Source organism: Micromonospora sp. WMMA1996, assembly GCF_002573675.1.
In the GTDB taxonomy this organism is placed as follows: domain Bacteria; phylum Actinomycetota; class Actinomycetes; order Mycobacteriales; family Micromonosporaceae; genus Micromonospora; species Micromonospora sediminicola.
The window spans coordinates 3,432,125-3,456,378 of record NZ_PDHU01000001.1 but is presented as its reverse complement, the minus strand read 5'-3'; the positions used below and the strand labels follow the sequence as shown (position 1 = coordinate 3,456,378).

20 protein-coding genes and 1 riboswitch are annotated in these 24,254 nt (G+C 73.1%); of the genes, 11 read left to right on the top strand and 9 right to left on the bottom strand.

Annotation, left to right across the window (positions count from 1 at the left end):
• Positions 1 to 19: 19 nt before the first annotated feature.
• Together COO58_RS15765 and COO58_RS15760 are read right to left on the bottom strand one after the other, a co-directional pair.
• Positions 20 to 664, bottom strand: coding sequence for an alpha-ketoglutarate-dependent dioxygenase AlkB (locus COO58_RS15765; RefSeq protein ID WP_098745510.1), 645 nt, complete (start codon positions 662 to 664; stop codon positions 20 to 22).
• Positions 665 to 704: 40 nt separating this feature from the next.
• Positions 705 to 2,030, bottom strand: coding sequence for a polysaccharide pyruvyl transferase family protein (locus COO58_RS15760; protein WP_098746384.1), 1,326 nt, complete (start codon positions 2,028 to 2,030; stop codon positions 705 to 707).
• Positions 2,031 to 2,177: 147 nt separating this feature from the next.
• Here COO58_RS15760 and COO58_RS15755 point away from each other — a divergent pair, with 147 nt between their 5' ends.
• The 4 genes from COO58_RS15755 (at position 2,178) to COO58_RS15740 (ending at position 6,210) form a co-directional block, all read left to right on the top strand.
• On the top strand, positions 2,178 to 3,362 hold the full coding sequence (locus COO58_RS15755) for an acyltransferase (protein ID WP_098745509.1): 1,185 nt from the start codon (positions 2,178 to 2,180) through the stop codon (positions 3,360 to 3,362).
• 137 nt (positions 3,363 to 3,499) lie between these two features.
• Positions 3,500 to 3,802, top strand: coding sequence for a hypothetical protein (locus COO58_RS15750; protein ID WP_255292638.1), 303 nt, complete (start codon positions 3,500 to 3,502; stop codon positions 3,800 to 3,802).
• Positions 3,803 to 3,951: 149 nt separating this feature from the next.
• Positions 3,952 to 4,716, top strand: a complete 765-nt coding sequence (locus COO58_RS15745; RefSeq protein ID WP_098745506.1) for a hypothetical protein — start codon at positions 3,952 to 3,954, stop codon at positions 4,714 to 4,716.
• A gap of 306 nt (positions 4,717 to 5,022) precedes the next feature.
• A riboswitch (cyclic di-AMP (ydaO/yuaA leader) is annotated at positions 5,023 to 5,162 on the top strand.
• 208 nt (positions 5,163 to 5,370) lie between these two features.
• Entirely contained in the window at positions 5,371 to 6,210 is an 840-nt protein-coding gene (locus tag COO58_RS15740; RefSeq protein WP_098745504.1) for a C39 family peptidase, read from the top strand.
• Positions 6,211 to 6,272: 62 nt separating this feature from the next.
• Here COO58_RS15740 and COO58_RS15735 read toward each other — a convergent pair whose 3' ends face one another.
• Positions 6,273 to 6,824, bottom strand: a complete 552-nt coding sequence (locus COO58_RS15735; RefSeq protein ID WP_098745502.1) for a hypothetical protein — start codon at positions 6,822 to 6,824, stop codon at positions 6,273 to 6,275.
• An 884-nt stretch (positions 6,825 to 7,708) separates the two neighbouring features.
• Here COO58_RS15735 and COO58_RS15730 point away from each other — a divergent pair.
• Both COO58_RS15730 and COO58_RS15725 read left to right on the top strand, forming a co-directional pair.
• Positions 7,709 to 8,461: an alpha/beta fold hydrolase gene (locus tag COO58_RS15730; RefSeq protein WP_098745501.1), complete on the top strand. Its 753-nt coding sequence runs from the start codon at positions 7,709 to 7,711 to the stop codon at positions 8,459 to 8,461.
• Between the two features lie 145 nt (positions 8,462 to 8,606).
• Entirely contained in the window at positions 8,607 to 9,161 is a 555-nt protein-coding gene (locus COO58_RS15725) for a dihydrofolate reductase family protein (protein WP_098745499.1), read from the top strand.
• Between the two features lie 45 nt (positions 9,162 to 9,206).
• On the opposite strand, the gene COO58_RS15720 is transcribed toward COO58_RS15725, so the two are convergent.
• The 4 genes from COO58_RS15720 to COO58_RS15705 form a co-directional block, all read right to left on the bottom strand.
• Complete coding sequence (locus COO58_RS15720) at positions 9,207 to 10,883, bottom strand: CDP-glycerol glycerophosphotransferase family protein (RefSeq protein WP_098745498.1); 1,677 nt, start codon at positions 10,881 to 10,883, stop codon at positions 9,207 to 9,209.
• 19 nt (positions 10,884 to 10,902) lie between these two features.
• The gene (locus COO58_RS15715; RefSeq protein WP_098745496.1) at positions 10,903 to 12,405 is read right to left on the bottom strand and encodes a bifunctional cytidylyltransferase/SDR family oxidoreductase; all 1,503 of its coding nucleotides are present in this window, start codon (positions 12,403 to 12,405) and stop codon (positions 10,903 to 10,905) included.
• A 105-nt stretch (positions 12,406 to 12,510) separates the two neighbouring features.
• The gene (locus COO58_RS15710) at positions 12,511 to 13,311 is read right to left on the bottom strand and encodes an ABC transporter ATP-binding protein (protein ID WP_098745495.1); all 801 of its coding nucleotides are present in this window, start codon (positions 13,309 to 13,311) and stop codon (positions 12,511 to 12,513) included.
• Complete coding sequence (locus COO58_RS15705; protein WP_091578599.1) at positions 13,304 to 14,206, bottom strand: ABC transporter permease; 903 nt, start codon at positions 14,204 to 14,206, stop codon at positions 13,304 to 13,306. Before COO58_RS15705 ends, COO58_RS15710 begins: the two co-directional genes overlap by 8 nt.
• 155 nt (positions 14,207 to 14,361) lie before the next feature.
• On the opposite strand from COO58_RS15705, the gene COO58_RS15700 reads away from it, so the two are divergent.
• The 5 genes from COO58_RS15700 (at position 14,362) to COO58_RS15680 (ending at position 20,607) form a co-directional block, all read left to right on the top strand.
• Positions 14,362 to 14,994, top strand: a complete 633-nt coding sequence (locus COO58_RS15700) for a TetR/AcrR family transcriptional regulator (protein ID WP_091578596.1) — start codon at positions 14,362 to 14,364, stop codon at positions 14,992 to 14,994.
• 151 nt (positions 14,995 to 15,145) lie between these two features.
• The gene (locus COO58_RS15695; protein ID WP_091578593.1) at positions 15,146 to 16,252 is read left to right on the top strand and encodes a DegT/DnrJ/EryC1/StrS aminotransferase family protein; all 1,107 of its coding nucleotides are present in this window, start codon (positions 15,146 to 15,148) and stop codon (positions 16,250 to 16,252) included.
• Positions 16,249 to 17,274, top strand: coding sequence for a Gfo/Idh/MocA family protein (locus COO58_RS15690; protein ID WP_091578590.1), 1,026 nt, complete (start codon positions 16,249 to 16,251; stop codon positions 17,272 to 17,274). The genes COO58_RS15695 and COO58_RS15690 overlap by 4 nt, the downstream gene beginning before the upstream one ends.
• Entirely contained in the window at positions 17,271 to 18,950 is a 1,680-nt protein-coding gene (locus tag COO58_RS15685; RefSeq protein WP_091578587.1) for a glycosyltransferase, read from the top strand. Before COO58_RS15690 ends, COO58_RS15685 begins: the two co-directional genes overlap by 4 nt.
• Positions 18,951 to 18,984: 34 nt before the next feature.
• Positions 18,985 to 20,607, top strand: a complete 1,623-nt coding sequence (locus COO58_RS15680; protein WP_091578585.1) for a glycosyltransferase family 4 protein — start codon at positions 18,985 to 18,987, stop codon at positions 20,605 to 20,607.
• 70 nt (positions 20,608 to 20,677) lie between these two features.
• On the opposite strand, the gene COO58_RS15675 is transcribed toward COO58_RS15680, so the two are convergent.
• Both COO58_RS15675 and COO58_RS15670 read right to left on the bottom strand, forming a co-directional pair.
• Positions 20,678 to 22,828: a glycosyltransferase family 1 protein gene (locus COO58_RS15675; RefSeq protein ID WP_245666763.1), complete on the bottom strand. Its 2,151-nt coding sequence runs from the start codon at positions 22,826 to 22,828 to the stop codon at positions 20,678 to 20,680.
• Positions 22,825 to 24,192, bottom strand: coding sequence for a glycosyltransferase (locus COO58_RS15670; RefSeq protein ID WP_255292637.1), 1,368 nt, complete (start codon positions 24,190 to 24,192; stop codon positions 22,825 to 22,827). The genes COO58_RS15675 and COO58_RS15670 overlap by 4 nt, the downstream gene beginning before the upstream one ends.
• Between the last annotated feature and the right edge of the window lie 62 nt (positions 24,193 to 24,254).

Sequence of the window (24,254 nt, the reverse complement as noted above, 5' to 3'; positions counted from 1 at the left end):
AGAGGTCCCGGGCCGGTGGTCAGGCCACCCCGGCGGGTCGGAACTGGACGCTGACCCGGGGGCCGACCGGGCGGGCGGTCTTCGGCACGGCGTGCTCCCAGGTGCGCTGGCAGGAGCCGCCCATCACCACCAGGTCGCCGTGACCGAGGGGGAAGCGCAGGCTGGTGCCACCGCCGCCGCGCGGACGCAGCAGCAACTGACGGGGGGAGCCGAACGAGACGATCGCCACCATCGTGTCGGTGTGCGCGGAGCGGCCCTGGGTGTCGCCGTGCCAGGCGACGCTGTCCCGGCCGTCGCGGTAGAGGCACATGCCGGCGGTGACGAACGGCTCGCCCAGTTCGGGCGCGTAGTGCCGGGTCAGGGCGTCGCGCGCGGCGGTGAGCACCGGGTGCGGCAGCGGGCGGCCGGCGGCATACCAGCAGAGCAGGCGTGGCACGTCGACCTCGGTGTCGTACATGGTGCGGCGCTCGGCCCGCCACGGGACGTCGCGCCGCAGCGTGTCGAGCACCGCGTCGGAGCCGCGCACCCAGCCGGGCAGGTGGTCGACCCAGGCGCCCCGGCTCAGCTCGTAGCGGCGCGGCCCGGTCGGCCCGGCGAGCGGGCCCAGGGTCGGGCCCTGCTCGGCCAGGTCGAGCATCGAGGGCTGGTACGCGACGTCGGACACGCCGCCGATCGTACCCCGGAATCGAACAGGCGTACGACGGTCAGCGGCCCAGCATCCGGCGGACCGGGCCCGGTACGGCCTGCTTGATCCGCTCGCGCAGCCCCTGGGCGCGCAGCGCGTCGACGGTGTCGGCGAGCGCGCGGTTGTCGTCGCGCAGCCGCTCGATGCGGGTCAGCAGCTCCTCGCGCGGGGCGGCGCCGACCGGTCGGACGGCCGGCGGGAACACCGTCTCGCGGACCCGCTGGTCGAACCGGGCGGCGCTGTCGCCGTCGGCGAACGACGTGCCGAGGTCGTGCTTGGCCAGGAACGCGGTGATCGTCGCGAAGCGGGCCTTGTGGCCGGAGTTGAGCGCGGTGTAGTCGGCCTCCGCGTAGAGGTCGGCGGCGTCGACGTCGGCGGGCACGTCCCGCATGATCCGGTGCGGGATGTCGAAGTAGCGGGCCAGTTCCAGCGTGCGCGAGTCGTGCGCGAAGAGGTAGCCGGGGGTGCCGGAGATCAGCGCGGTGATGGTGCCGTGGATCCGGGTGCCGAAGGCGAAGTCGTAGTCGGCCAGGTGCGCCATCCAGGTCCACGGGTCGACGAACATCCGCACCTTGTCCTCGACGAAGAGGGGGTGCGAGGTGTGCAGCGGCATCTCGCCGCTCTTGCCCCGGTGTTCGGGCGCGTCGCCGTAGAGCAGGGTGCCCAGGGTGCGCAGGTCCTGCGGCACGTAGCAGAGGTTCGGGTAGCGCTCCCGGTGGTGGCGGACGACGGCGGCCATCGAGGCGACGTACGGGGAGATGGTCAGCGCGACCCGGTCGTCGGTGCTCAGCTCGGCCCGGGGCTTGTCCAGCCGGAACGCGTCGCCGTGCAGGAACATCGACGGGCAGCCGATCTGCTCCACCGCGGAGAAGCCGAGCGTCCGCAGGTAGCTCTCGGTCACCTCGCCGCGTACGCCGATGCTGTGCGACCGGTCGAGCACGGCCCGGCAGAACGCGCTGACCGGCTCGTCGATCTGCCGCAGGTACTCCCGGTCGCCGTCGACGTTCGTCTGCACGCCGACCCCGAGGACCACCACCGGGATCTTCAGGCGCTCGATCAGCCGGGTCATCGGGGTGAGGCGGTGCACGAAGCTGCGGCGGAAGGCGTTGGCCAGCGGGACCACGAACACGTCGTACCGTTCGTTGATCTCGTCGGCGAGGCGCGGGTCGGCCGGGCTGCGGGTCGCGGTGATCTCCGCCGTGGAGGTGGCCAGCAGCTTGTGCGCGGCGTGGCTGAAGACCAGGTTGCCCGTGTTGTCGCCGATCCAGTTGCCGGCGAACGTCTCCTCCGGCGTGAGGACGTCGAACGGGCCCTTGCGGGCGCGGAGCAGGATCCGCTGGTGCATCCGGTTGGTCACCTTCCGTACTGGCACGGCGTGTCCGGCGGGCCGGGTGGGCGTCCGCTCGGGCAGGAACGGAAATCCTATCCGCCGCCCGCCGGGGCCCGGCCGGGCCTCGGCACCCCGCTCCTCCCGGCGGGTAGGGTGCCCGGAATGACCAGTGCGCCGACCACCACCCGCGCTCCGCGCCTGCCGTCGCTGACCGGGTTGCGCTGGGTCGCCGCTCTGCTGGTCTTCGGCTTCCACGCGGGCACCATGCGGATCGTCGCCGAGCCGGATCTCAAGGCGGTGGTCGACAAGGCGTTCAGCCTGGGCCTGTCCGGGGTCGAGTTCTTCTTCATCCTCAGTGGATTCGTGCTGGTCTGGTCGTACCGCGACGGCGAGCCGGGGCGGACGTTCCTGTGGCGCCGGGTCGCCAAGATCTACCCGAACCACGTGGTCACCTTCCTGGCGGCGCTGGCCGTGGCGGCCTGGTTCGCCGACCCGGTGCCGCGGCTGGCCGCCCTCGGCAACCTCCTCCTGGTCCAGGCGTGGATACCGTTCGGCGGCTACTTCTACAGCGTCAACAACGTGAGCTGGTCGCTCTCCTGCGAGCTGGCCTTCTACCTGTGCCTGCCGCTCGCGGTGCCGTGGCTGCGTCGGGCCCGTACCCGGGCGCTGCGGGTCGTGCTGGTCGCCGCGCCGCTGCTCATCCTCGCCCTGTGGCCCGGGCAGCAGCTGGTGCCCGAGGAGCAGCGGTGGTGGTTCACCCAGATCTTCCCGGTCACCCGGTCCTTCGAGTTCTGGATGGGCGCGGCCGCCGCAGAGCTGATGCGCCGCAACCGCTGGCGCGGCCCCGACCTGACCGTGGCCAGCCTGCTCTTCGTCGGCACCTGGGTGGTCGCCGCGTTCTGGGTCCGGGCCGAGTTCTGGGCGGCGCTGCTCGCGGTGGCGTACCTGCTGGTGATCACCGCGGCGGCGCAGGCCGACGTGCGGGGCCGGTGGACCCCCTGGCGGTCCCGCACGATGGTCTGGCTGGGCGAGGTCTCCTTCGCCTTCTACCTGGTCCACGTGCTGGTCATGGTGACCGTGCTGCGGCTCACCGGCGACTGGGGCACCGGGCTGCCCGGGTGGCGGGGCCCGCTCGCGGTGCTCGGCTTCCTGCTGCTCAACCTGGCGCTCGCCGCCGCCCTGCACCGCTGGGTGGAGGTGCCGATGATGCGGCGTCTCGGCCCGCGCCGGCCCCGCCCCACGCCGGCCGCCGCCGCGCCGGCGCGGTCCGTGCCGGCGCCGAGGTCACCCGCCGACGCCGGCACCCCCACCCCGATCGAGTACGCCGGGCGGCGTGGCCCCGACTGAGGCGCGTCCACCCTGGTCGGTGGTGTCACGACACGCCGACCGAGAGTGCGCGGCGGTGGGATCGGCGGTAATTTGTACCCGTGCTTCCGATCGCGCTTACCTGTCCCGTGTGGTGGGTGGCGCGCTGGGCGGCACGCATGTTGGCCAGCCTGGCCGTGGTCGTCGCCTGCTCGCTCGGCGCTACGACACTGCCCGCCGGGGTCGCCACGGCCGCCCCGACACCGGCCGGCCCGGCCGTCGGCCTGACGTCGCGTACCCCGACTGACACGCCGGTCGCCGCGCGGCCGGGCCGTGTCGACGTCGCCGAGCGGCCGGCCCCCTCCACCGGCGTCCCGGAGCCCGCGCCCCGGGACGCGGTCGCGCGGCCCGGCCACCGGGAGCCGGTCCCGGCCGGTCGGCACCCGGCGCCGGTCGGCCCCCGGGCCCCGCCCGCCCGCTGACCGCACGGGCGGTCCCCGGCCCGTCCCCGCACCCACCGAACCTCACCCCGCACCCGCCTCGGCGGCCCGGCGGCGCCCGTTCCGCGGCCGCGCCCCGCCCCGACCGGCGTGCGACCTTCCCGCCACGTCTTCTCCGTGAGGTGCCGACCATGTCGCAGACCGTTCTCTACCACTTCCTCACCGCCGTCCCCGAGGCCGCCGCGATCTGGTCGGCCCTGCTCGTGTCCGCCTTCGGCCTGCTCGCCGTGCTCGTCGCCCGCCCCGACCGCGACGGCGCGGCGGACCTCGAACCCGATCCGGTCGACGCGGAGGCGCTGCACCGGGCGGACCTCGCCCGCTACGCCGACGAGGTGGCGGTGGCCGCCGCCGGAGCCGCCCAGACCGCCCGCCGGCGACGCGAGCGGTGGCTGGTCGTCCAGGACGAGGCGGAGCGGGCCTGGGCGGCCTTCGACGAGGCGGAGGCGGCCGCCCGCCGCCTGGCCGGCGCCGCCGCGCTGCCCGCGCCGCGCACGCCACACACCCCGTCCGAGTACGCGGCGCGGGAGCGCTGGCTGCACCACGCCGCCATGGCGGCGCACTGGCGGGGCGACCTGACCGCCCGGCAGCTCGCGGACGTGCTGGCCCACCGCAACGGGTGGGACCCGCGTCGCCATCCGGCTGAGCAGGAGATCGTGCTGGCCCGGACGATCCGCGACGGCCGACGGGCGGCCTGGGAGGCGGGCGCCGAGCGGGAGCGACAGGCCTGGCGGGACGCGGAGCTCGCCGCCGACGCGGCGCGGACGCTGGCCGCCGAGACCTACGCGGCGGCCGCCGCGGTGCGGCCGTCGCCCGCCCCCCGCGTCGCGTCGGCCAGCCGAGTCCCGGTGCCCACCGTCGTCCGCGGCGCCCGCTGGCGGCCGGCCCGGGTCGGCTGAGTGGCGTCTCCACCGAATCGTTACCCGAATGCGGTGAGCCCGCTCACGTGCGGCCCGGAAACGGGCGCTCGACGCACAACCGGTCAGCGGACCCGACAATTGCGGGGCGTCGGCCGGTCGAATGCCCGCTTTTCGCCTTCCGATGCCGGCTCGAACCCTTGCCCCCATTGAGTGAAGTCAGTAACCGGCTGTTCCGATATCCGTAGTCGCGGACGACGTTTACGCAGGTGGGAGCGCTTGGCTTGAGGCGTACCCACCGGTAGTGTCGGCGCGTCCGGTGCGGTTTTCGATCGCAGACGGCGACGCCGCACCGACCCGCCTAATCGTGCATACGAACCGGGGACCCACAGCAACACCGGGGTGAATCCGCGAGCCACGGCCCGCGGTAGGGCGTACTTCCCGCCCGAATCCGTCAGCTAACCCGGTCGGCGGCCACGGAAGGAGTTTCATTCCTCGTGCGAACCACCCCCCGATCGTCCCCCCACCTCCACGGCCCGGTGGTGCCGGCGCTCGCCTGACGGCGACGCCCACCCGACCCCCCGTGTGCGCCCGGCTGTCCGGGTGCCCCGTCCAGCGGCCGTCCCGCCCCGTCGAACGCGCGTGAAGTCCTCCGCGCGGGGGCCGGCGTGTGCCGCTCACGCCCTGGAGGAACCCGTGAAGCACCACCTGAAGCGTCAGCTGCGGCGTCTCGCCACCGAGCGCCCGTACCAGATCATCGCCGGTTCGGCCGCCGCCCTCGTGTTGGCCGGCGGCACCGGTGTCGCCCTCGCCGCCACCGACGACACCCCGTCCCGGTCGGAGAACACCGTCGCGGTCGCCGAACTCGGCTCCCGCCTCGGCGAGGCCGCCAGCCGCGGTGAGGCCCGCATCGCCGTCCCCTCGCCGAGCGCCTCACCCAGCGCCGCACCCACCGCCTCGCCCTCGGCGAAGCCGGCGGCCAAGGCCACCACCGACCCGGACACCAAGCCGAAGCCCAAGCCGAAGCCGCCGGCGAGCAAGGTGCTCGACTACGACTACCAGGCGCAGACCACCTACTACTACTGCGGCCCGGCCGCGGTGCGCAACGCGCTCAGCGCCAACGGCATCGAGCGGAGCCAGGACACGCTCGCCGTCGCCCTCGGCACCACCGAGATGGGCACCAACTCGGCCGAGGACACCACGCGCGTGCTCAACCAGCAGGTCAAGGGCAACCCGTACCGGACCCGCATGATCCCGGGCGCGGCCACCCCGGCCCAGATGGACCGGCTCCAGGCCGACGTGGTCACGGCGGTCAGCAACGGCCGCGCGGTCGTCGCCAACGTCGCCGGCGACGCCACCGACACCAACGGCGGCTGGCACTCGTTCCCGGGCGGTCACTACATCGCGGTGGTCGGCTACAAGAACGACGGCCGGACCGTCCGGATCGCCGACTCGGCCGACCCGTCGCTGCCCTCGTACTGGGTCACCACCATCGATCTGGCGAACTGGATGGCGACGCGCGGCTACTCCGCCTGACGCCTTTTACGACGCGCGAAAGGCCGGCACCCTGTTGGGGGTGCCGGCCTTTCGCGTGGGTCTTACTTGGTCCAGTGCTGGGCCACGATGTCGGTGGCCTGCTTCTCCCACTGCGCGTAGGCGTCCGGGTACGCGGAGACCTGGACGGTCTGGGCGGCGTCGGTCAGGGGCATCTTCTCCCAGCCGTCGACCTGCTTCAGGCCCTTGAGGAAGGCCAGGGTGGAGTACTCGGGGTCGGTGATCTGCTCCGGCGTGCCCCAACCGCTCGACGGGCGCTGCTGGAACAGGCCCAGCGAGTCGTGGTCATTCTTGTCGCCGAGGTGGCCGAGGTTTTCCAGCTTCGACTCCTGCAGGGCGGTGGCGATCGAGATGACCGCGGCCCGCTCGGGCAGGCCGGCCTTCTTCGTGGCGGCGATGATCGCCTTGGCGTTGGCGGTCTGCTCGTCGTTCAGGGTGATGGTCGACTGCTCGCCCTGCACGGTGGCGACCGCGACGGGCTTGGCGGCGGCGTGGGCGGGGGTGTCGGTGTGGGCGGCGATCGGACCGGCGAAGACGCCACCGGTGAAGGCCAGACCAGCGATACCGAGGATGCTCTTGCGCAGGATCGTGTTCATGAGGGGGCTCCATTCGGGGGTCAACACACCCGGGGGGGTGTGGGCACCGTCAGGCGCTCGAAAAGTCTTGAAGGGGGATCCGGCTGGCTCGTGAGGGCTGGGGGGTCAGCTCACGGGGCCGGGGATGTCCGGCTGGCTCGCGGGGCGGGGGGCCTGCACGCGGCGCCGGATGATGTGTAACGACCGTCCGCCCACCGTCATTCCCGTGGGCGGGGCGGCGGCTCGGGGGCTCGCTGCCTGCTCGGTCGTTCACCCGTCTACAACGCCGCCGACCCGCCGCCGATTCCGCGTCCAGGGTGCCGCCCACCACCACCGAACCGGACACCCCACCGCATCCCACGCGCCCGGGTGAAAGCCCACGGGTGCATCCGGACACCCGCAGACACCCGTGACGCTCCACCCAGCGGCCGCCAGCCCCGTCGGTGGAACGTCATGGGTGTATCCCGGCCGCGGAGACACCCATGGCGTTCCACCCAGCGGCCGCCAACCCGACCAGTGGAACCCCATGGGTGCATCCCGGCCGCGGAGACACCCATGACGTTCCACCCAGCGCCCGCCAGCCCCGTCGGTGGAACGTCATGGGTGCATCCCGGTCCGGTAGACACGCACCCCGTTCCACCCACCGTGAGCCGAGGCCGCGAGTGGAACGCCATCGGTGTGTCACGCCATACCAGACGTCCGTTCCGTCCGAGGCCGGGCAACGCCCACGAAGCACGGCCCGCGCCCGTGGCCGTCTCCCGGCGGCGGGCCCGAGGCGAGGGCGCGATCGTCGACGAATCTCCGGAAGACGTCCCGTGGTGACGGACGCGCCGGCGGCGGGTGCCACGGTTGCGGGAGGCGTCGGCTCTCGCGCGTCGTGTCCGTCCGGTGGCAGACTGCGCCGTATGGGCGATACGACGGGGACCCGTCACCTGGTGCTCCTGCACGGCATGGGTGCCACCGGCGAGGTGTGGCTGCCCTGGGCGCCGCTGCTGGAGCGGCGCTGGCCCGGCCGATGGCTCGCCCCCGACCTGGCCGGCCACGGCTGGTCGCCACCGCTGTCCGGCTACTCCTTCGCGGGCCTGGCGCAGCGCCTGGTGGAGGGGCTGGGGCCGGTCACCGAGCGATTCGGTCCGCGGGACCGGCTGGTGCTGCTCGGGCACTCGCTCGGGGGCGTGGTGGCGCTGGCGCTGGCCGCCCGGCAGCGGGGCCTGCCCGTCGACGCGGTGGTCGGCCTCGGCATCAAGGTGGTCTGGTCGCCGGCGGAGCTGGCGAAGGCGGCCGAGTTGGCCGCGCGGCCGGTGACCTGGTTCGCCAGCCGGGACGAGGCGGCCCGCCGCTACCTGCGCGTCTCCGGGCTCGCCGGACTGTTCGCCCCCGACCATCCGGTGGTCGACGCGGGGCTGCGCCGGGAGGACGCCCGCTGGCGGCTGGCGATGGACCCGGCCGCGTTCGCGGTGGGGGAGCCGCAGCTGCCCGCGTTGCTGGCCGCCACCGACGTACCGGTGCTGCTGGCCCGCGGCGAGCTGGACCCGATGGTGAGCGACGCGCAGCTCAAGGAGCTGGGTGTGCCGGTGGCGACACTGCCCGGGCTGGGCCACAACGCGCACGTGGAGGACCCGGCGGCGGTGCTCGCCCTGCTGGACGCCTACCTGTGAACCAGGGCGTCGCCGTCATCGACGACCGGCGGTACGCCTGGTTGGCGGCGCGCGACGGGCGTGGATGTGTGAACCGTCCGGGTCGTGGGTGTCGAGCCGGCGACGTCCGCCCGGGCCGACGCCGTCCTGGCTAGACTCGCCGGCCATGGGAGCGCTCATCTTCAGCCTCAACCTCACCCTGGACGGTTGCGTCGACCACCGGGAGGGGATCGCCGACGACGAGACGCACGCCTTCTTCACCCGTCTCATGGACGAGGCCGGGGCAATGCTGTGGGGGCGCGTCACCTACGAGATGATGGAGAGCTACTGGCCGGCCGTGGCCCGCGACGAGCAGGCGCCGCCCGCCGAGCGCGAGTGGGCGGTCAGGCTGGAGGCCAAACCCAAGTACGTGGTGTCGTCGACGCGCCGGGACTTCCCGTGGACCAACAGCCACCACATCGCCGGTGATCTGCGCGACGGGGTGCAGAGGCTCAAGGACCAGACCCCGGCCGGGGTCCTCCTCGGAAGCGGCAGGCTCGCGACCGAGCTCGACCGGCTGGACCTGATCGACGAGTATCAGATGCTCGTCCATCCCAGGATCGCCGGCCACGGCCCGACGCTGCACCAGGGCGGGCTGCCCGGCACGCGCCGGCTCGAGCTGCTCTCGGCGGAGCCGCTCCGTAACGGCGTGGTCGCCCTGCGCTACCGCCGCACGCGCTGAATCACGGGCGGCCGTCGCCGGCGATCACCTGAGCGGGAACACTCCTCAGACGGCGGCGCGGGGGACCGGCACGGCCCAGTCGGGCTCCAGCTCGCGGCGGGCGGCGGCGAGGAACGTCTCGGCGTACCGGTCGGCCGGGAAGTCGCCGAGGTAGCGGGTGCGGGCCGCCCACCGCTCCGCGGCCTTCGGGTCGGTGTCGAGCAGCGCGCCCAGCACCTCGTCCACGTTGGACATGTCGCGACGCAGCACGTAGCCGGAGGCGGCCAGCGGGAACCGCTCGACGAAGTGCTCCCCGTCGGCGCCGGTGTCGGTGACCGCGTACGGCTTGCCGGAGTAGAGCCAGTCGGAGATGACCCCGGAGACGTCCGAGACCAGCGCGTCGGCGCGGTTGACGCACTCGGTCAGCGTCAGTTCCCGGGCCGCCGCCGCGCCCCACAGGTGGGACCGGCCGGTCCGCGCCCGGTCGGCGGCGAGCAGTTCGGTGAGCCGGGCGAGCTGCCGCGCCGAGGCGGGGTTCTTGTCGGTGTACGGGTGGGCGCGCAGGATCACCGTCGCCCCCCGGTCGAGCAGCCGGCGGATCAGCGTCTCGGCCACCGGCAGTGAGCAGTAGTTCGCGTCGGCGTGGTGTCCGGTCCAGGTGGGGGTGTAGAGGACGGTCGGGTGCGCCGAGGCGAGGACCGGCTCCCGGCGTACCTCGATGGCCTCGACCTGCGGGCGGCCGACCACGACGAACTTGTCGGCGGGGATGTCCACCCCGGCCCGGGCGTACCGGTCGATCGCCGCCTGCCCGGCCACGAAGATCTTGTCGAAGATCGCCGACACCGGGTTGGCGCTGGGTGCCTTGTCGCTGTCGCCGTGGTGCAGCTGCACATGGGTGAGCTGGTTGAACCGGATCACGTGGGCGTTCTTCGCGCCGTGGTTGACGTAGAACGCCACCCGCAGGCTGGGCACCAGCGCCTCGTCCAGCGCCTTCAGCGTGGGGCAGAGGACCACCGGGGCGCGGGTCGCGGCGGCCACCGTGGGCAGGAGCTCCGGTTCGCGCAGCACCACCAGGAACGGGCGGCCGATCCGTTGCAGGTACGGCAGCCACATGGTGACCTGGTACTCCGAGCCGGGCGGCGCGGAGAAGTGCAGCACGAACTCGGGTTGGTGGCGGCGCAACGCCCGGCCGACCGGCCCACCGCCGGCAGGCGGGCGGAACCGGCGCCGGGCGAGGTCCAACGCGACCGCTCCGCAGCCGGCGCCGACCAGCAGCGCGGCGGCCAACGCCGTCCAGGCCGGCATCGTCAGGGCGGCGGCGAGCGCCACCACGGCGAGCAGCACCAGCAGCGCGTCGCCGAGCCGGGCGGCGACCACTGGCGTCCAGGTGCGGACCGGGAGGTTCGCCGCCCGGATCTCCAGCGCGCCGGCCTGGCGCAGCGGTCCGACCAGCAGCACCAGGCCGAGCAGCACCAGCGCGGCGGCGGCCAGCGCGGGGTCGAAGCCGTCGTCGAGACGCCGGGCGTAGCCGACCAGGATGCCGGCGGCGACGAGCACCGTCTCGGCGAGGCCGTCGGCGGACGGCCGGACCCGGCGCTCCCAGGCGGTGGCGGCGAGTGCCGCGCCGGCCAGGGCCAGACCCCAGCCGGTGGCGCCGGTGAGCGCCACGACGAGGAAGGCCAGCACCGCCAGCCCGGTGGTCAGCACCCGGGCGAGCAGCTTGCGAACCAGGTCACCACGCATCTGGCACGTCCTGTCGAGTTCAGGCGTCGGCGGACAGTTCGGACCGGTGCGGGCCCGGCTGGGCCGGTACGGCGGCGGCCACCTGCTCGCCGGGGGCCCGGCGCACGTCGACCACCTGGCCGGTCAGCTCGGAGATCAGCACGTCCAGGGAGGCCTGGGCGACCGCCTCGGAGGAGAGCAGCGTGTGCTCCGGCTCCTCGCCGAACGCCCGGGTCCGCATCGGGGTGGCGGTGCGCTCCGGGTTGACGCAGTTGACCCGTACGCCGAACTCCGCCCACTCGTCGGCGAGCGCCTGGGTCAGGTTGACCAGCGCGGCCTTGGTGGCCGAGTAGAGCGCGTAGCGCGCCCGGCCCCGGGTGTAGGAGCTGGACGTGTAGAGCAGCAGCTGGCCCTTGGTCTGCTGGAGGTAGGGCAGCGACTGGCGGGCGATGGTGACCGGACCGACGAAGTTGACGTGCAGGAGTCGGTCCATCGTCTCGTCGTCCATCTCGGCGAGCGCGCCCTTCTCCAGGATGCCGGCGGTGACCACCACGTAGTCGATCCGGCCGGTCGCCTCGAACGCGGTCTTCAGCGCGGCGGCCACGTCCTCGGCGCGCTCGACGTGGGTGCCGGTGGTGGAGCGGCTGAACGGGAACACCTGGGCGCCGTAGCGGCGGGCCAGCTCGGCCAGGTCGTGGCCGATGCCGTAGCTGCCGCCGAAGACCACGATGGTCCGGCCGGTCAGCTCCTCGGCGTAGCCGCCGTGGGTCAGCCGGGGGGCCTGGGCGGCGGCGAGCTGGAAGAGCTTGTCGGCCAGGTGCACGTCGACCGGGTGGGTGACCTTGATGTTCTCGTCCGAGCCGTCGATCACCTTGATCGGCGTGCCCGGCAGGTAGCGCAGCACCACGCCGCAGTCGTCGGTGGCGGCGAAGTCGGGGTCGCCCTCGGCGCGGTGGTACGCCTCCCGGATGGTGCCGGAGCGGAACGCCTGCGGGGTCTGGCCGCGGCGCAGGCGGGAGCGGACCGGGATGTCGGTGATGCAGTCGTCCGCGTCGACCTGGATGATCGTGTCGGCGGAGGGGATCGCCACGTCGACCGCGGCGTAGGACCAGAGCGCGTTCACGCACTCTCGCACGATGCGGGCGCTCACCAGCGGGCGGACCGCGTCGTGGAAGAGGATGTTGACGTCGCCCTCGCCGACCGCGTCGAGCGCGATCCGGGTGGTGTCGTTGCGGGTCTCGCCGCCCTCGATCACCTTGGTGACCTTGCGGAAGCCGGCGTCGGCCACGATCCGCTCCGCGTCGCCCACGTGGCCGGTGGCCATCAGCACGATGATCTCGTCGATCTCCGGCGCGGCCTCGAAGACGGCGAGGGTGTGCTCGATGATCGGCTTACCGGCGATCTTCAGCAGCTGCTTGGGGATGCCCAGGCCGAGGCGGGTCCCGGTGCCCCCGGCGAGGATCACGGCCACCGTACGCGTGGGGCGCCAGGGTGCCGGGTTCGCCGGCGCGGCGTCCGGTGCGGTGGTGTGGTCCTGCGTCATTGCCGTACCTCACTCTGGGTGAAAAGCGGATGGATCCGAAAACCTTAACGCGTACGGCGGAGCGCACCGCTCGGGCGGGAACCCGGGGCGGTGCGCTCCGTCCGGCTACTTCTGGTTCTCGTACGCGTCGCAGACCTCCTTGGTGGGGCCGTCCATCTTGAGGACGCCGCTCTCCAGCCAGATGGTCCGCTCGCAGGTGTCCCGGATCGAGCCGATGGAGTGGCTGACCAGGAAGACCGTGCCGGCGCTGTCGCGCAGCTCGCGGACCCGCTGCTCGCTGCGGGCGCGGAACTTGCGGTCGCCGGTGGCCAGGGCCTCGTCGATGAGCAGCACGTCGTGCTTCTTCGCCGAGGAGATGGCGAAGCGCAGCCGGGCGCCCATGCCGGAGGAGTAGGTGCGCATCGGCAGCGAGGCGAAGTCGCCGCGCTCGTTGATCCCGGAGAACTCGATGATCTCCGGGGCGATCCGCTTGACCTCCTCCGGCTGCATGCCCATGGCCAGGCAGCCGAGCACCACGTTGCGCTCACCGGACAGGTCGTTGAGCAGCGCGGCGTTCACGCCGAGCAGGGACGGCTGGCCCTGGGTGTAGACCGCGCCGCGGGCCGGCGGGAGCAGGCCGGCGATGGCCCGCAGCAGGGTCGACTTGCCGGAGCCGTTGCTGCCGATCAGGCCGATCGCCTCACCCTCGTACGCGGTGAAGCTCACCCCCTTGACGGCATGCACCTCGCGGATGTTCGGCGCCTTGCTGCGGGAGACGATCCGCTTGAGCGCGGAGACCGGGGTGGTGCCGCCGGTCGCGCCCTTGTGGATCCGGTAGATCACGTGCACGTCGTCCACCACCACGGTGGGGACGCGGCCCGAGTCGGTCACGGTGCCGGCGTTCACCGGCAGGGTCTGCTCAGCCACGGCCGTACTCCTTCTCTCCGCGCCAGAAGTAGACGAACCCGCCGACGCCCATCACGACCGCCCAGAACAGACCGAGCGCCCAGAGCTTCAGGGGGCTGCTCACCAGGTTGGCCTGGTGCGAGTCGAGCAGCGCGTAGCGGGCCAGTTCGATGAAGACCAGCGGCGGGTTCCACTCCAGGATGTTGGCCGCCCACGGCGGCAGGTGCTCGCGGATGAGCGCCACCGGGTAGAGCACGCCGGAGGCGTACAGCCAGGTCCGCATCACGAACGGCATGATCTGCTTCAGGTCGGTGACCTTCGAGCCGAGGCGGGCCATGACCATGCTCAGCCCGACGTTGAAGATCGTCTGGAGCAGCAGCATCAGGGGGAGCAGCAGCCAGCGGAAGGTGATCGGCTCGCCGGTGATCAGCACGATGGCGGCCAGCACGACCATCGACATGAGCAGCTGCTGGAGCTGCACCAGCGTCACCGTGATCGGCAGCGCGGCCCGCGGGAACTGCAGCGCTCGGATCAGGCCCAGGTTGCCGGTGATCGCGCTGACGCCGTTCGTCGCCGCGGTCTGGGTGAAGATGAAGATGAACACACCGGTGCACAGGTACGCGATGAAGTTCGGCACGTTCTTGTGCTGGGCCAGGATCAGGCCGAAGATCAGGAAGTAGACCGCCGCGTTGGTCAGCGGCGTCAGCACCTGCCAGAGCTGACCGAGCTGGGTGTTGCTCAGCGAGGAGGCGACCTTCGCCCGCGAGTACGCGGTCATGAAGTGCCGGTACGCCCACAACCGTCGGGCGTACTCGCCCAGGGCTGGTCGTTCCCCGGCCACCCGCAGCCCGTACCGCCCGGCCAGTTCGGCCCGGGTCAGTCCGGATTCGGGGTCGGCCACCGCGGTGTTGGCCATGATCAGGCGCTCCGATCTTTCGTGCGTGATGGGGAGCAGTGCGGTGAAGACATCCAGCGTGGCCGGGCGGGGAGGAGCCGCCTCGCTGCTGCATGGAAGGTAGTCCACCGAACGTCGGGACGCAACCGTACCGTCGTTGCGCTACATTGTCCCACGTGACGACCGAGAAGAGGCGTGCCCCGGCCGGCGCGGCGGTGCTGCGTGGGGAGATCACCAGTGCCATCCGCGCCGCCGTGATGCAGGAGTTGGCCGAGGTCGGCTACGGCCGCCTCTCCATCGAGGCGGTGGCCCGGCGGGCGGGGGTGAGCAAGACCGCCATCTACCGTCGCTGGCGTTCCAAGCTCGACCTGGTGCTGGACATGGTCTCGGCGGTGGCGGGCCGGAACATCCCGCTGCTGGACACCGGCAGCCTCCTCGGTGACCTGGAGATCCTGCTGCACGTGATGGCGCGTGCGTTGCGTCACCGACTGGCCGCGCAGATCATCCCGGACCTGCTGGCCGAGGCGGCCCGCAACCCGCAGATCGCCGAGAAGTTGCAGGCCGCGCTGGACGACTACCAGCAGGCCGTGGGCCGGATCCTGATCGGTCGGGCGGTGGAGCGCGGCGAGCTCTCCCCGGACACCGACCGGCGGGTCGCGGTCGACCTGATCGTCGGGCCGGTCTACTGGCGGATGGCGATCTCCCGGGCCCCGCTGGAGCCCACGGAGGTGCCGCGCATGGCCGCCGCGATCGTCGCCGCGCTCCGGGTAGCATGCGTGGGGCCTGTCCGCGACGGGGTGGAAGTGTGACCCCGGCGCCCGCCGACGGGAGCGCCCGTCGATCATGAACAGCGCACGACATCCGGCCGGACAATGGCCGCGATCAACCGGTTTTCATCCCAAACCGCTACCATCCCCCAACGTCCCCCACATGAGTCACGCGTCGACAGGAGGAAGCCCCATGGTCGGGCCGCATCCAGAGTTCATTCCCCCAGCACGACCGATCATCGGCGAGGCCGAGATCGAGGCGGCTGTCCGGGTGCTGCGGAGCGGCCGGGTCGTCCAGGGCCCGGAGGTCGCGGCGTTCGAGGAGGAGTTCGGTGACCTGGTCGCCGGCCGGCACTGCGTCGCCGTCAACTCCGGCACCTCGGCCCTGCAGCTGACCCTGATGGCGCTCGGCTTCGGCCCGGGCGACGAGGTCATCGTGCCCTCGTTCTCCTTCGCCGCCAGCGGCAACGCGGTCCGGCTGGTCGGCGCCGAGCCGGTCTTCGTCGACATCGAGCCGGGCAGCTTCTGCGTCGACCCGGAGGCGGTCGCCGCGGCGATCACCCCGAAGACCGTCGCGATCATGCCGGTGCACCTCTACGGGCACCCCGCCGCGATGGACCGGATCATGGCGATCGCGCAGCAGCACGGCCTGGCCGTCGTCGAGGACGCCGCCCAGGCGCACGGCGCCGAGCTGAACGGCACCCCGGTCGGCGCCTTCGGCACCGCCGGCTGCTTCAGCTTCTACCCGACCAAGAACATGCACTCCCTCGAGGGCGGCATGATCACCACCGCCGACGCGGATCTCGCCCGCACCCTGCGGCTGCTGCGCAACCAGGGCATGGAGCAGCGGTACGCCAACGAGATCGTCGGCGCCAACATGCGGATGACCGACGTGGCCGCCGCCATCGGCCGGGTGCAGCTCGGCCAGCTCGACGGGTGGACCGAGCAGCGTCGCGCCAACGCCAAGTTCCTCGACTCCGCCATCACCGGCATGGTCACCCCGCCGGTCGCCGACGGCGCGAAGCACGTCTACCACCAGTACACGGTGCGGGTGCGGGGCGACCGGGACGCCGCCCAGGCCCGCCTCACCGAGCTGGGCATCGGCAACGCGGTCTACTACCCGACCCCGATCCACCGGCTCAAGCCGTACCTCGTCGACGGCAAGCCGGGCGCGTGGGACCTGCCGGAGACCGAGCGGGCCGCCGCCGAGGTGGTCTCGCTGCCGGTGCACCCGTCGCTGACCCAGGCCGAGCTGGAGCGGATCGCCGAGGGCGCGAACCTGGCCGGAGGTGCCCGATGAGTGGGCGCAAGCTGCGGGCCGGGCTGATCGGCCTCGGCGCCATGGGCCGCAACCACGCCCGGGTGCTGTCCAACCTCGACGGTGTCGAGCTGGTCGGCGTGGTCGACCCGGCCGGCGACGTGACCGGCACGCTGCGCGCGCCGGTCGTGCCCGAGCTGAGCGACCTGCTGGCGCTGGGCGTCGACTACGCGGTGGTCGCCTGCCCGACCGCGCTGCACGAGTCGATCGGCCTGGAACTGGCCGCCAACGGCGTCTGCGCGCTGATCGAGAAGCCCCTTGCCCAGTCGGTCGAGGCGGCCACGAAGCTGGTCGACGCGTTCGAGACCGCCGGCCTGGTCGCCGGCGTCGGTCACATCGAGCGCTACAACCCGGCGCTGCAGAGCCTGCGGACCCGGCTGGAGGCCGGCGAACTGGGCGAGGTCTTCCAGGTGGTCACCCGCCGCCAGGGCCCGTTCCCGCACCGCATCGCCGACGTCGGCGTGGTGATGGACCTGGCCACCCACGACATCGACCTGACCGCCTGGGTGACCGGCCGGGAATACACCTCGGTCTCCGCCCGCACCGTCTCGCGCAGCGGCCGGCTGCACGAGGACATGGTCGCCGTGGTCGGCCAGCTCTCCGACGGCACGATGGTGAACCACCTGGTCAACTGGCTGAGCCCGCTCAAGGAGCGGTCCACCGTGGTCACCGGCGACAAGGGCTGCTTCATCGCCGACACGCTCACCGCGGACCTCACCTTCTACGCCAACGCCGCCATCGACACCGAGTGGGAGGCGCTGCGCGCGTTCCGCGGCGTGGCCGAGGGCGACATGGTCCGCTACGCCATCCCGAAGCGCGAGCCGCTGCTGGTCGAGCACGAGCGCTTCCGGGACGCGGTGGAGGGCAAGCAGAGCGACATCGTCACCCTGCGACAGGGCCTGCGTACCGTGCAGGTCGCGGCGGCGCTGCTCGAGTCGGCCTCCGACGGCAAGGTCGTGTCCGTCGCGACCAGCGGCAGCGACGCGGAGCCGGCACTGCGATGAGCCCCGCGCCGGTGCGGCGGACGGTCTCGGCGGTGCGGCGGCGGATTCCCCGGCGGTGGCGCATCGCGCTCCGCCGGGCCGCCGCCGGCGCCCGGCCCTTCCAGACCCCTTCGGTACGTGAGCTGTGCGAGCTCCCCGCCGGCACACCCCTGCTGGTGCACGCCGGCGGGGTAACCGGCGACCGGGCGTTGGCCGGCGTGGTCCGCGCCCTGGCCCGGCTGCCCGAGTTCCACCTCGCGCTGGTCCGCGACGAGGCGGAGCGGGCGGCCACCCAGGACCTGATCCGCGGGGCCGGCAAGGCCCGGCGGCGGATCCACGAGGTACCGCGCCCGCGTACGGTGACCGCGGCGTTCCTCGCCTCGGCCGACGTGGGCGTGTTCGGGTTCGAGCCGGACGCCGGTCTCGCGCTGCTCGACACCTACCTCGCCGCCGGGCTGCGGGTCGTCGCGGCGGACAGCCGGGTGGTCCGCGAACACCTCGCTCCGCACCGGGCCGGTGACTTCTTCGCGCCCGGCTCGCTGCCCTCCTTCACCAGGGCGGTGGAGCGGGCCCGGCAGCGCGGCGACGAGCCGCCCACGCCGGAGGATCCCCCGGTCGCGCCGATCGAGGCCGGCACCCCGGGCCCCTGGCGGGCGCTCGGCGCCGGACCGGTCCGGTTGGGGCTGGGCACCGCGAACTACGCCGGGCAGCTCTCCGCCCTGGCGGTGGCCCTCACCGCCGCCCGCGCCGACGTCGGCGTCGAGCTGGTGATGGCCAAGCCGCCGGCCACCTACCGCTACCCGGCCGACCGCTACCTGAACTACCCCGGCGAGCACCGGCTCGACGTGCAGGTGGAGCAGGCCCGCCGGGTGCTCGGCTGGTACACGCACCTGATCGTGGACGCGTTCCGCCCGGTGCTCGGCCGGGGCAACGGCGACGACATCTCCGCCGACCTGCCCGCGCTGCGCCGGGCCCGGATCAAGGTCGCGCTGCTGGCGCACGGCAGCGAGATCCGCCACCCGGGCGCGCACCTGGAGCGGCACGCCGAGTCGGCGTTCCGGGACGCGGACGAGGACCTGCGCGAGCGGCTCACCACGGTGGCCGAACGGAACCGGCGCACCGCCGAGGAGAGCGGCCTGCCCTTCTTCGTGACCACCCCCGACCTGCTGGACGACGTGCCGTTCGCCACCTGGGCGCCGCTGATCGTCGACGTGGACGACTGGGCCTGCGACCGCCCGGTGCTGGAGCGCGCCCGGCCGGTGGTGCTGCACGCGCCGTCGAAGCGGTGGACCAAGGGCACCGACCGGCTCCTGCCGCGCTTGCAGGAGCTGGACGAGCGACGGATCATCGAACTGCGCCTGGTGGAGGGTCTGCCGCACCACGAGATGCGCCGCCTGGTGCAGGACTGCGACATCGTGGTCGACCAGCTGGTGATGGGCAGTTACGGCACGTTCTCCTGCGAGGGGATGGCAGCCGGCAAGGTCGTGGTGGCGTACGTCAGCGAGGGCCCGCACCGGGCGGCCGGCGTCGAGCCGCCGATCGCCAACGCCACGCCCAGCACCCTGGTGAAGACGATCGAGTCGCTGCTCGACGACAGAACCGCCGCCGTCGCCCTCGCCGCGGAGGGCGCGCGGTACGTCCGTGACCACCACGACGGGCGACGGACCGCCGAGGCCTTCGACGCCTTCCTCCGCTGACCCGCACCACCCCGCCGACGAGGAGAAGCACCCCATGCAAGCTGGCTCGAAGAGCGATGCCCGACCGACCCGGGGACGGGTGGTGATGCTGGTCGACAACGGGGTCCACGGCGACTCCCGGGTGCAGAAGGCCGCGCGTTCGGCGGCGGACGCCGGCTGGGACGTCGTCCTTCTCGGCATCCGCAACGCCCGCTCCGAGACGGACAACTGGCGGATCGGCGGCGCCGAGGTGCGACTGCTGCGCGTGCCCAAGCCGCTGCACCGGCTGCCCCGGGACTACCGTCGATCCCTGCGCCGGCCGCTGGCGTACGCGTCGACCACCGAGGCCGCCTACCGGGTCCAGGAGATCAAGGCCTGGCAGGCCGACCTCTACGAGCGCCGGGTCCGCGCCCGGGCCCTCGGCGGCGGGCTGCCCACCGCCGTGGGACAGGTGGCCCAGCTGCCGTCCCGGGCCACCGCTACGGCGCTGGCCCGGTGGGTCCGGTTCCGCAGTGGGGAGACCCGACGCCTGCGCAGGTCCCAGGCCGACCCGGAGGCGCTGTTCACCCGGCTGCCCGTCCGCATCTGGCAGGGCCTGCTGGGCAACCGCTCCTGGCGTCGGCTCGACCCCGGCCTGTGGGACTTCGAGCTGGCCTTCCGGAGCGCGCTCGACGAGCTGAAGCCGGACATCATCCACGCCAACGACTTCCGGATGCTCGGCATCGGCGCCCGGGCGGCGCTGCGGGCGCGGGCCGCCGGCCGGAACACCAAGCTGGTCTGGGACGCCCACGAGTTCGTCGGTGGCATCACCGGCCGGGCCGACAACCCGCGCTGGCTGCCGGCCCAGATCGCCTACACGGCCGAGTACGCGGCCTACCCGGACGCGGTGGTGACGGTCTCCGACACCCTCGCCGACCTGCTCCAGGAGACCCACGCCCTGCCCGAGCGGCCAGCCGTGGTGCTCAACGCGCCGATGGCCCCGCCGGCCGAGGCCGACGGCGACGTGCCCGACCTGCGCGCGCTGTGCGGTGTGGACGCCGCGACGCCGCTGCTCGTCTACTCGGGCGCGGTGAATCCGAGCCGGGGCTGCCAGATCATGGTGGAGGCGCTGCCGGAACTGCCCGGCGTGCACGTCGCGTTCGTGACGATGAACCCGAACGGCGACAACCAGTTCTCCGAGGCGTTGCGGGAGCGGGCCGTCGAGCTGGGTGTCGCGGACCGGGTGCACCTGCTGCCGTACGTCATGCACTGGCAGGTGGTGCCGTTCCTGTCCGGCGCGGACGCCGGGGTCATCCCGATCCACCACAAGCCCAACCACGAGCTGGCGCTGATCACGAAGTTCCTGGAATATTCGCACGCCCGCCTGCCCATCGTGGTCAGCGACGTGAAGACCATGGCGCAGACGGCGCGGGCCACCGGTCAGGGTGAGGTGTTCACCGCGGAGGACCTGGCCGACTACGCCCGGGCCGTGCGGGCCGTGCTCGGCGACCCGGAGCGCTACCGGGCCGCCTACGACAAGCCCGGTCTGCTGGAGGCCTGGACGTGGGAGGCTCAGGCCCGGATCCTCGACGAGGTGTACCGCTCGCTGCTGGGCACGGCCACCGCCGGCGGGGCCCGTCCTCCGTCGGCTCGCCGCGCCGAGGACGACGACCGGGCGTTCGCGGGCACCTCGGGCTGACCCGCGGACAGACGACTCGGCCGGCTCCCCCGAGGGGGAGCCGGCCGAATCGTTTCCGTCGGTGCGCCGGTCAGTCGGTGGTGGCCGGCGGCTCCAGCAGCAGCCGGTCGAAGTCCTTCTGCGTGACCGACCAGTCCCAGGTGCTCAGCACGTGCGCCGACGCCGCCGCGCCCGCCTCGCGCCAGACGTCCTCCGACGCGGTGAGGGCCAGGATCCGCTCGGCGGCCTCCTCCGGCGTGCCGACCACCCAGTCGCTGGGGAAGAGGCTCCGGGCGCTGTGCGGCCGGCCGGCGAAGAACGGCCAGTCGCGCACCACCGGCACGGCGCCACTGGCCGCGCCCTCGACGAGCGCGCAGTGGAAGCTCTCCCGCAGCGAGGTGCTGAGGATGACCCCGACGTCGGTGAGCGCGCCGGGGACGTCGTCGGTGCGGCCGGCCCGCACCACGGCGCCGGCGGACTCCAGCTCGGCCAGTTCGGCGTCGAGTTCCCGGACGTACGCCTTGATCGCCGGGCTGAGCTCCGGGTTGAGCGGGTCGCCGATCAGCTTGAGGCGGTATCGGTCGTCCCGCCGGCGCAGCTCCCGCAGCACGGCCAGGGCCCAGCGGGGGTCCTTGGCCAGCGAGCTCAGACCGACCAGCCCGAGGGTGAACCGGCTGTCGGCGTCGACCTTCGGCGCCACGTACCGGTGCAGCTCCATCGCGTTGCTGATCATGTGCGTGCGCGGCCCCTGCGGGGCGCGCAGCCGGGGCACCGCGGCCAGCGCCAGGTCGCGGAGATGCTCGGAGACGAAGACCACGTCGTCCACCCGGGACCAGTCGGTCAGGTGCGGCCACCAGCTGAACGCCTCGAAGCTGTGCAGGCGGACGATCACCCGGGTGGTGCCCGGGTCGATCATCGTCAGCATCGCGGCCCCCAGGTTGCACCAGTCCACGAAGACGGTGTCCGCCCACTCGAGGTGGGGCCCCCACGCCTCCTGGACCTCCCCGGCCCGCTTGGACGTGCCGGCGAGCATGTGCAGCGCCACGTTCGTGCGGCCGTTGCTGAGCACCGGGAGGATCGACTCCTCCATCAGGTTGAGCCGGCGGACCTCCACCCCGGGCATCGCCTCGTAGCGTTCGAGGATCGGGCCGAGGAAGTTGTCGTTCAGCCCGGTGAAGAAGAGCATCCGGTGCGGCCGGCCGGCCGGCGGGAACGCCGCCGGGCTCTGCCGGCCGCGCGGCGTCGCCATCGCCTGGCCGGCCTCGCTGGTGTGCAGCGGCGCGAGGAACTTCTCCGGATCCTCGGCCAGCGGCGAGGTGGTGCCGTCGAACTGCACGATCCGGTGGAACATCAGGTTGAACGCGCGCAGCACGTGGGGCGCGGCCTTGCCCGGGTTCCGGCGCTTGAGGAAGCCGTCGGCGAGCTTGAGCTGGCCCCGCACCACGGTCATCAGGTGCTCGGGAACCCTGCCCTGGCTCAGCTCCGCGTCGACGATCGGGCCGAGGAGCTGCCCCCGGGTCGTCGGGCTCTTCAGGCGACCCTGGGCCGCCAGTGCCAGCCGCTTCGCGCTGGCGCCGTGCCCGGACTTGAGCATGGTGCCCGTGACCCGCCGGGCGATCGTGCCCCGGTGCCGTTCCGGCAGGCCGGGCGCCGTGACGGCGCCCTGCCAGAACCAGCGCACCGGCCCGAGCTTCATGGCCCGCTTCCCGGTGCTGATCTCGAACACCCGCTTCGCCAGGTCGGCGGTCTGGCTGCGGGTGGCGCTGGCCAGCACGGCCGGGTTCGGGCCGACGGTGGTGAGCCGGGGACGCCGGTAGCGGGCCGGGTCGGCCGACCGCTTCTCCACCGCCCGCAGCGCCGGGGCGATGCCGTAGACGGCGTCGGCCCGCCGGTGTCGCTGGGCGAGCTGCCAGACGGTGTGCAGGGCCTGCGCGTCCAGGGCGACCAGGACGTCCGCCCGCTTGGCGTGCCGGCGGACCCACGGGTCGCGCTGTGCCCGCAGCCAGGGGCGGCGGGCCGGGCTCGCCCGCTTGACCATCCGGCCGAACTTGGGGCCCAGCTCGGCGGAGGTGGGCAGCAGGTGCACCTCGGCCAGCTCGGTCGCCGCCGGGATCTTCTCCACCGGGTCGAAGGTCGTGGCCACCCGGACGGTGACGCCCCGGGCGCGGAACTGCTCGAGCGCGTCGGTCAGGACCGCCACCCGTCCGGGGACGGCGCCCATAACCATCAGGACCTCGATCATGACCTACCTTCTCGGGCCAGGACGCGTGCGCCGGCGGGGGAGGGCTGCGGGGGGACCGGTCCGCCGGCGCCCAGCACCAGGTCGGTGACCTCCCGGACGGCGGGGATGAGCTGCTCCTCGCGGGCGTACTGCCGCGCCTCGGCGCGCGCCTGCTCCCGCTCCGTCGCGTCGGCGGTGCGGGCCATCGCGGCGGCCCGCCGGAACGCGCTCGCCAGCTCGGCCGGGTCCAGCCCGACCGCGCCGGTCCAGAGCGGGTACGTGGACAGCACGGTGGAGGCGTCGTGGTCGGCCTCGTGGGCGGAGACCACCGGCAGGCCGGTAGCCATGTACTCGTAGACCTTCCCGGAGGTCATGTAGCGGCCGCCGGTCACCATCAGCACCACCGCGTCCCAGCGGGAGTAGAGGTCGACCACCTCGGCCTTGGGCACCGAGCCGCCGACCAGCACGCCGTCGACGGCGGCGGCCCGGAGCAGCTCGGCGTGCGCGTTGTCGCCGCGCGCCCACGCGGCGCCGATGTGGCCCCGCACCTCGAAGCGGGCGTCGGCCAGCGCCGGGTCCTCCGCGCGTGCCGTCCGCCAGCCCTGCAGCACGGCGTCCAGCAGCGGCACGGGCAGGTTCAGCGCGCCGAGGTAGCCGAAGGTCAGCGGCCGGTCCGGCGGGGCGGGGCGCACCTGGGTCGGGATGCTGGCCGCGTCGTAGCCGTTGCGCACGATCCGCATCTTGTGCGCCAGCTCGGGGTAGCGCTCCCGGTACCAGCGGGAGATCGGCTCGTTCACGTTCCAGATGGCCACGGCGTCGGTGAGCAGCTTGATCTCCCACTGCCCGGAGACCGACTCCCGGGGGAACGCCTCACCGTTGTTGATCACGTCGACGGACCAGCCGTCGCGGAAGTCCACCACGTAGGGCACCCGGTGGGTCTCCCAGAGCTTCCAGGTCGCGGCCAGGTTGACGTACGGGGCGCAGGTGGTCACCAGCAGGTCGACGTGCCGCTCCCGGTGGATCTGGAGCAGCGCCTTCTCCAGCGCGGGACGCCAACCGCCGAAGACCGGCTCGGGGAAGACCTTGAGGTTCTGCTTGCGCAGGTCGGCCAGGTAGTCCTTGTGAGCCAGGGCACGCTGCTCGGTGAACGAGCGGATGTCGGTCTCCAGGTCGTCCCGGAACAGCGGCAGCTTGACCACCCGGACGTGGGGGTCGACCCCCTCGGAGAGCGTGTGGTCGAGGCCGTACTCGCGCTCCCAGGCCTCGTCCGCGATGGTGACCGCGGTCACGTCCCAGCCCGCGGCGGCGAACTGGTTCGCCGTCTCGCGCATGCGGTAGGCGCAGCTCTTGGCCGCCGGCGGGAAGCCGATCGCGAGGTAGACCATGTGCGGTCGGGACCCGGCCCGTCGGGGCCGGGGGAGCTTCAACGAGCCCCAGAGAGATCGCC

Coding starts and splice junctions, on each gene's coding strand:
- COO58_RS15725 (WP_098745499.1), top strand. CDS start 8,607: ATGGGAGCGCTCATCTTCAGCCTCAACCTCACCCTGGACGGTTGCGTC.
- COO58_RS15755 (WP_098745509.1), top strand. CDS start 2,178: ATGACCAGTGCGCCGACCACCACCCGCGCTCCGCGCCTGCCGTCGCTG.
- COO58_RS15670 (WP_255292637.1), bottom strand. CDS start 24,192: ATGGTCTACCTCGCGATCGGCTTCCCGCCGGCGGCCAAGAGCTGCGCC.
- COO58_RS15675 (WP_245666763.1), bottom strand. CDS start 22,828: ATGATCGAGGTCCTGATGGTTATGGGCGCCGTCCCCGGACGGGTGGCG.
- COO58_RS15705 (WP_091578599.1), bottom strand. CDS start 14,206: ATGGCCAACACCGCGGTGGCCGACCCCGAATCCGGACTGACCCGGGCC.
- COO58_RS15760 (WP_098746384.1), bottom strand. CDS start 2,030: ATGCACCAGCGGATCCTGCTCCGCGCCCGCAAGGGCCCGTTCGACGTC.
- COO58_RS15730 (WP_098745501.1), top strand. CDS start 7,709: ATGGGCGATACGACGGGGACCCGTCACCTGGTGCTCCTGCACGGCATG.
- COO58_RS15680 (WP_091578585.1), top strand. CDS start 18,985: ATGCAAGCTGGCTCGAAGAGCGATGCCCGACCGACCCGGGGACGGGTG.
- COO58_RS15690 (WP_091578590.1), top strand. CDS start 16,249: ATGAGTGGGCGCAAGCTGCGGGCCGGGCTGATCGGCCTCGGCGCCATG.
- COO58_RS15745 (WP_098745506.1), top strand. CDS start 3,952: ATGTCGCAGACCGTTCTCTACCACTTCCTCACCGCCGTCCCCGAGGCC.
- COO58_RS15695 (WP_091578593.1), top strand. CDS start 15,146: ATGGTCGGGCCGCATCCAGAGTTCATTCCCCCAGCACGACCGATCATC.
- COO58_RS15715 (WP_098745496.1), bottom strand. CDS start 12,405: ATGACGCAGGACCACACCACCGCACCGGACGCCGCGCCGGCGAACCCG.
- COO58_RS15685 (WP_091578587.1), top strand. CDS start 17,271: ATGAGCCCCGCGCCGGTGCGGCGGACGGTCTCGGCGGTGCGGCGGCGG.
- COO58_RS15735 (WP_098745502.1), bottom strand. CDS start 6,824: ATGAACACGATCCTGCGCAAGAGCATCCTCGGTATCGCTGGTCTGGCC.
- COO58_RS15720 (WP_098745498.1), bottom strand. CDS start 10,883: ATGCGTGGTGACCTGGTTCGCAAGCTGCTCGCCCGGGTGCTGACCACC.
- COO58_RS15750 (WP_255292638.1), top strand. CDS start 3,500: ATGTTGGCCAGCCTGGCCGTGGTCGTCGCCTGCTCGCTCGGCGCTACG.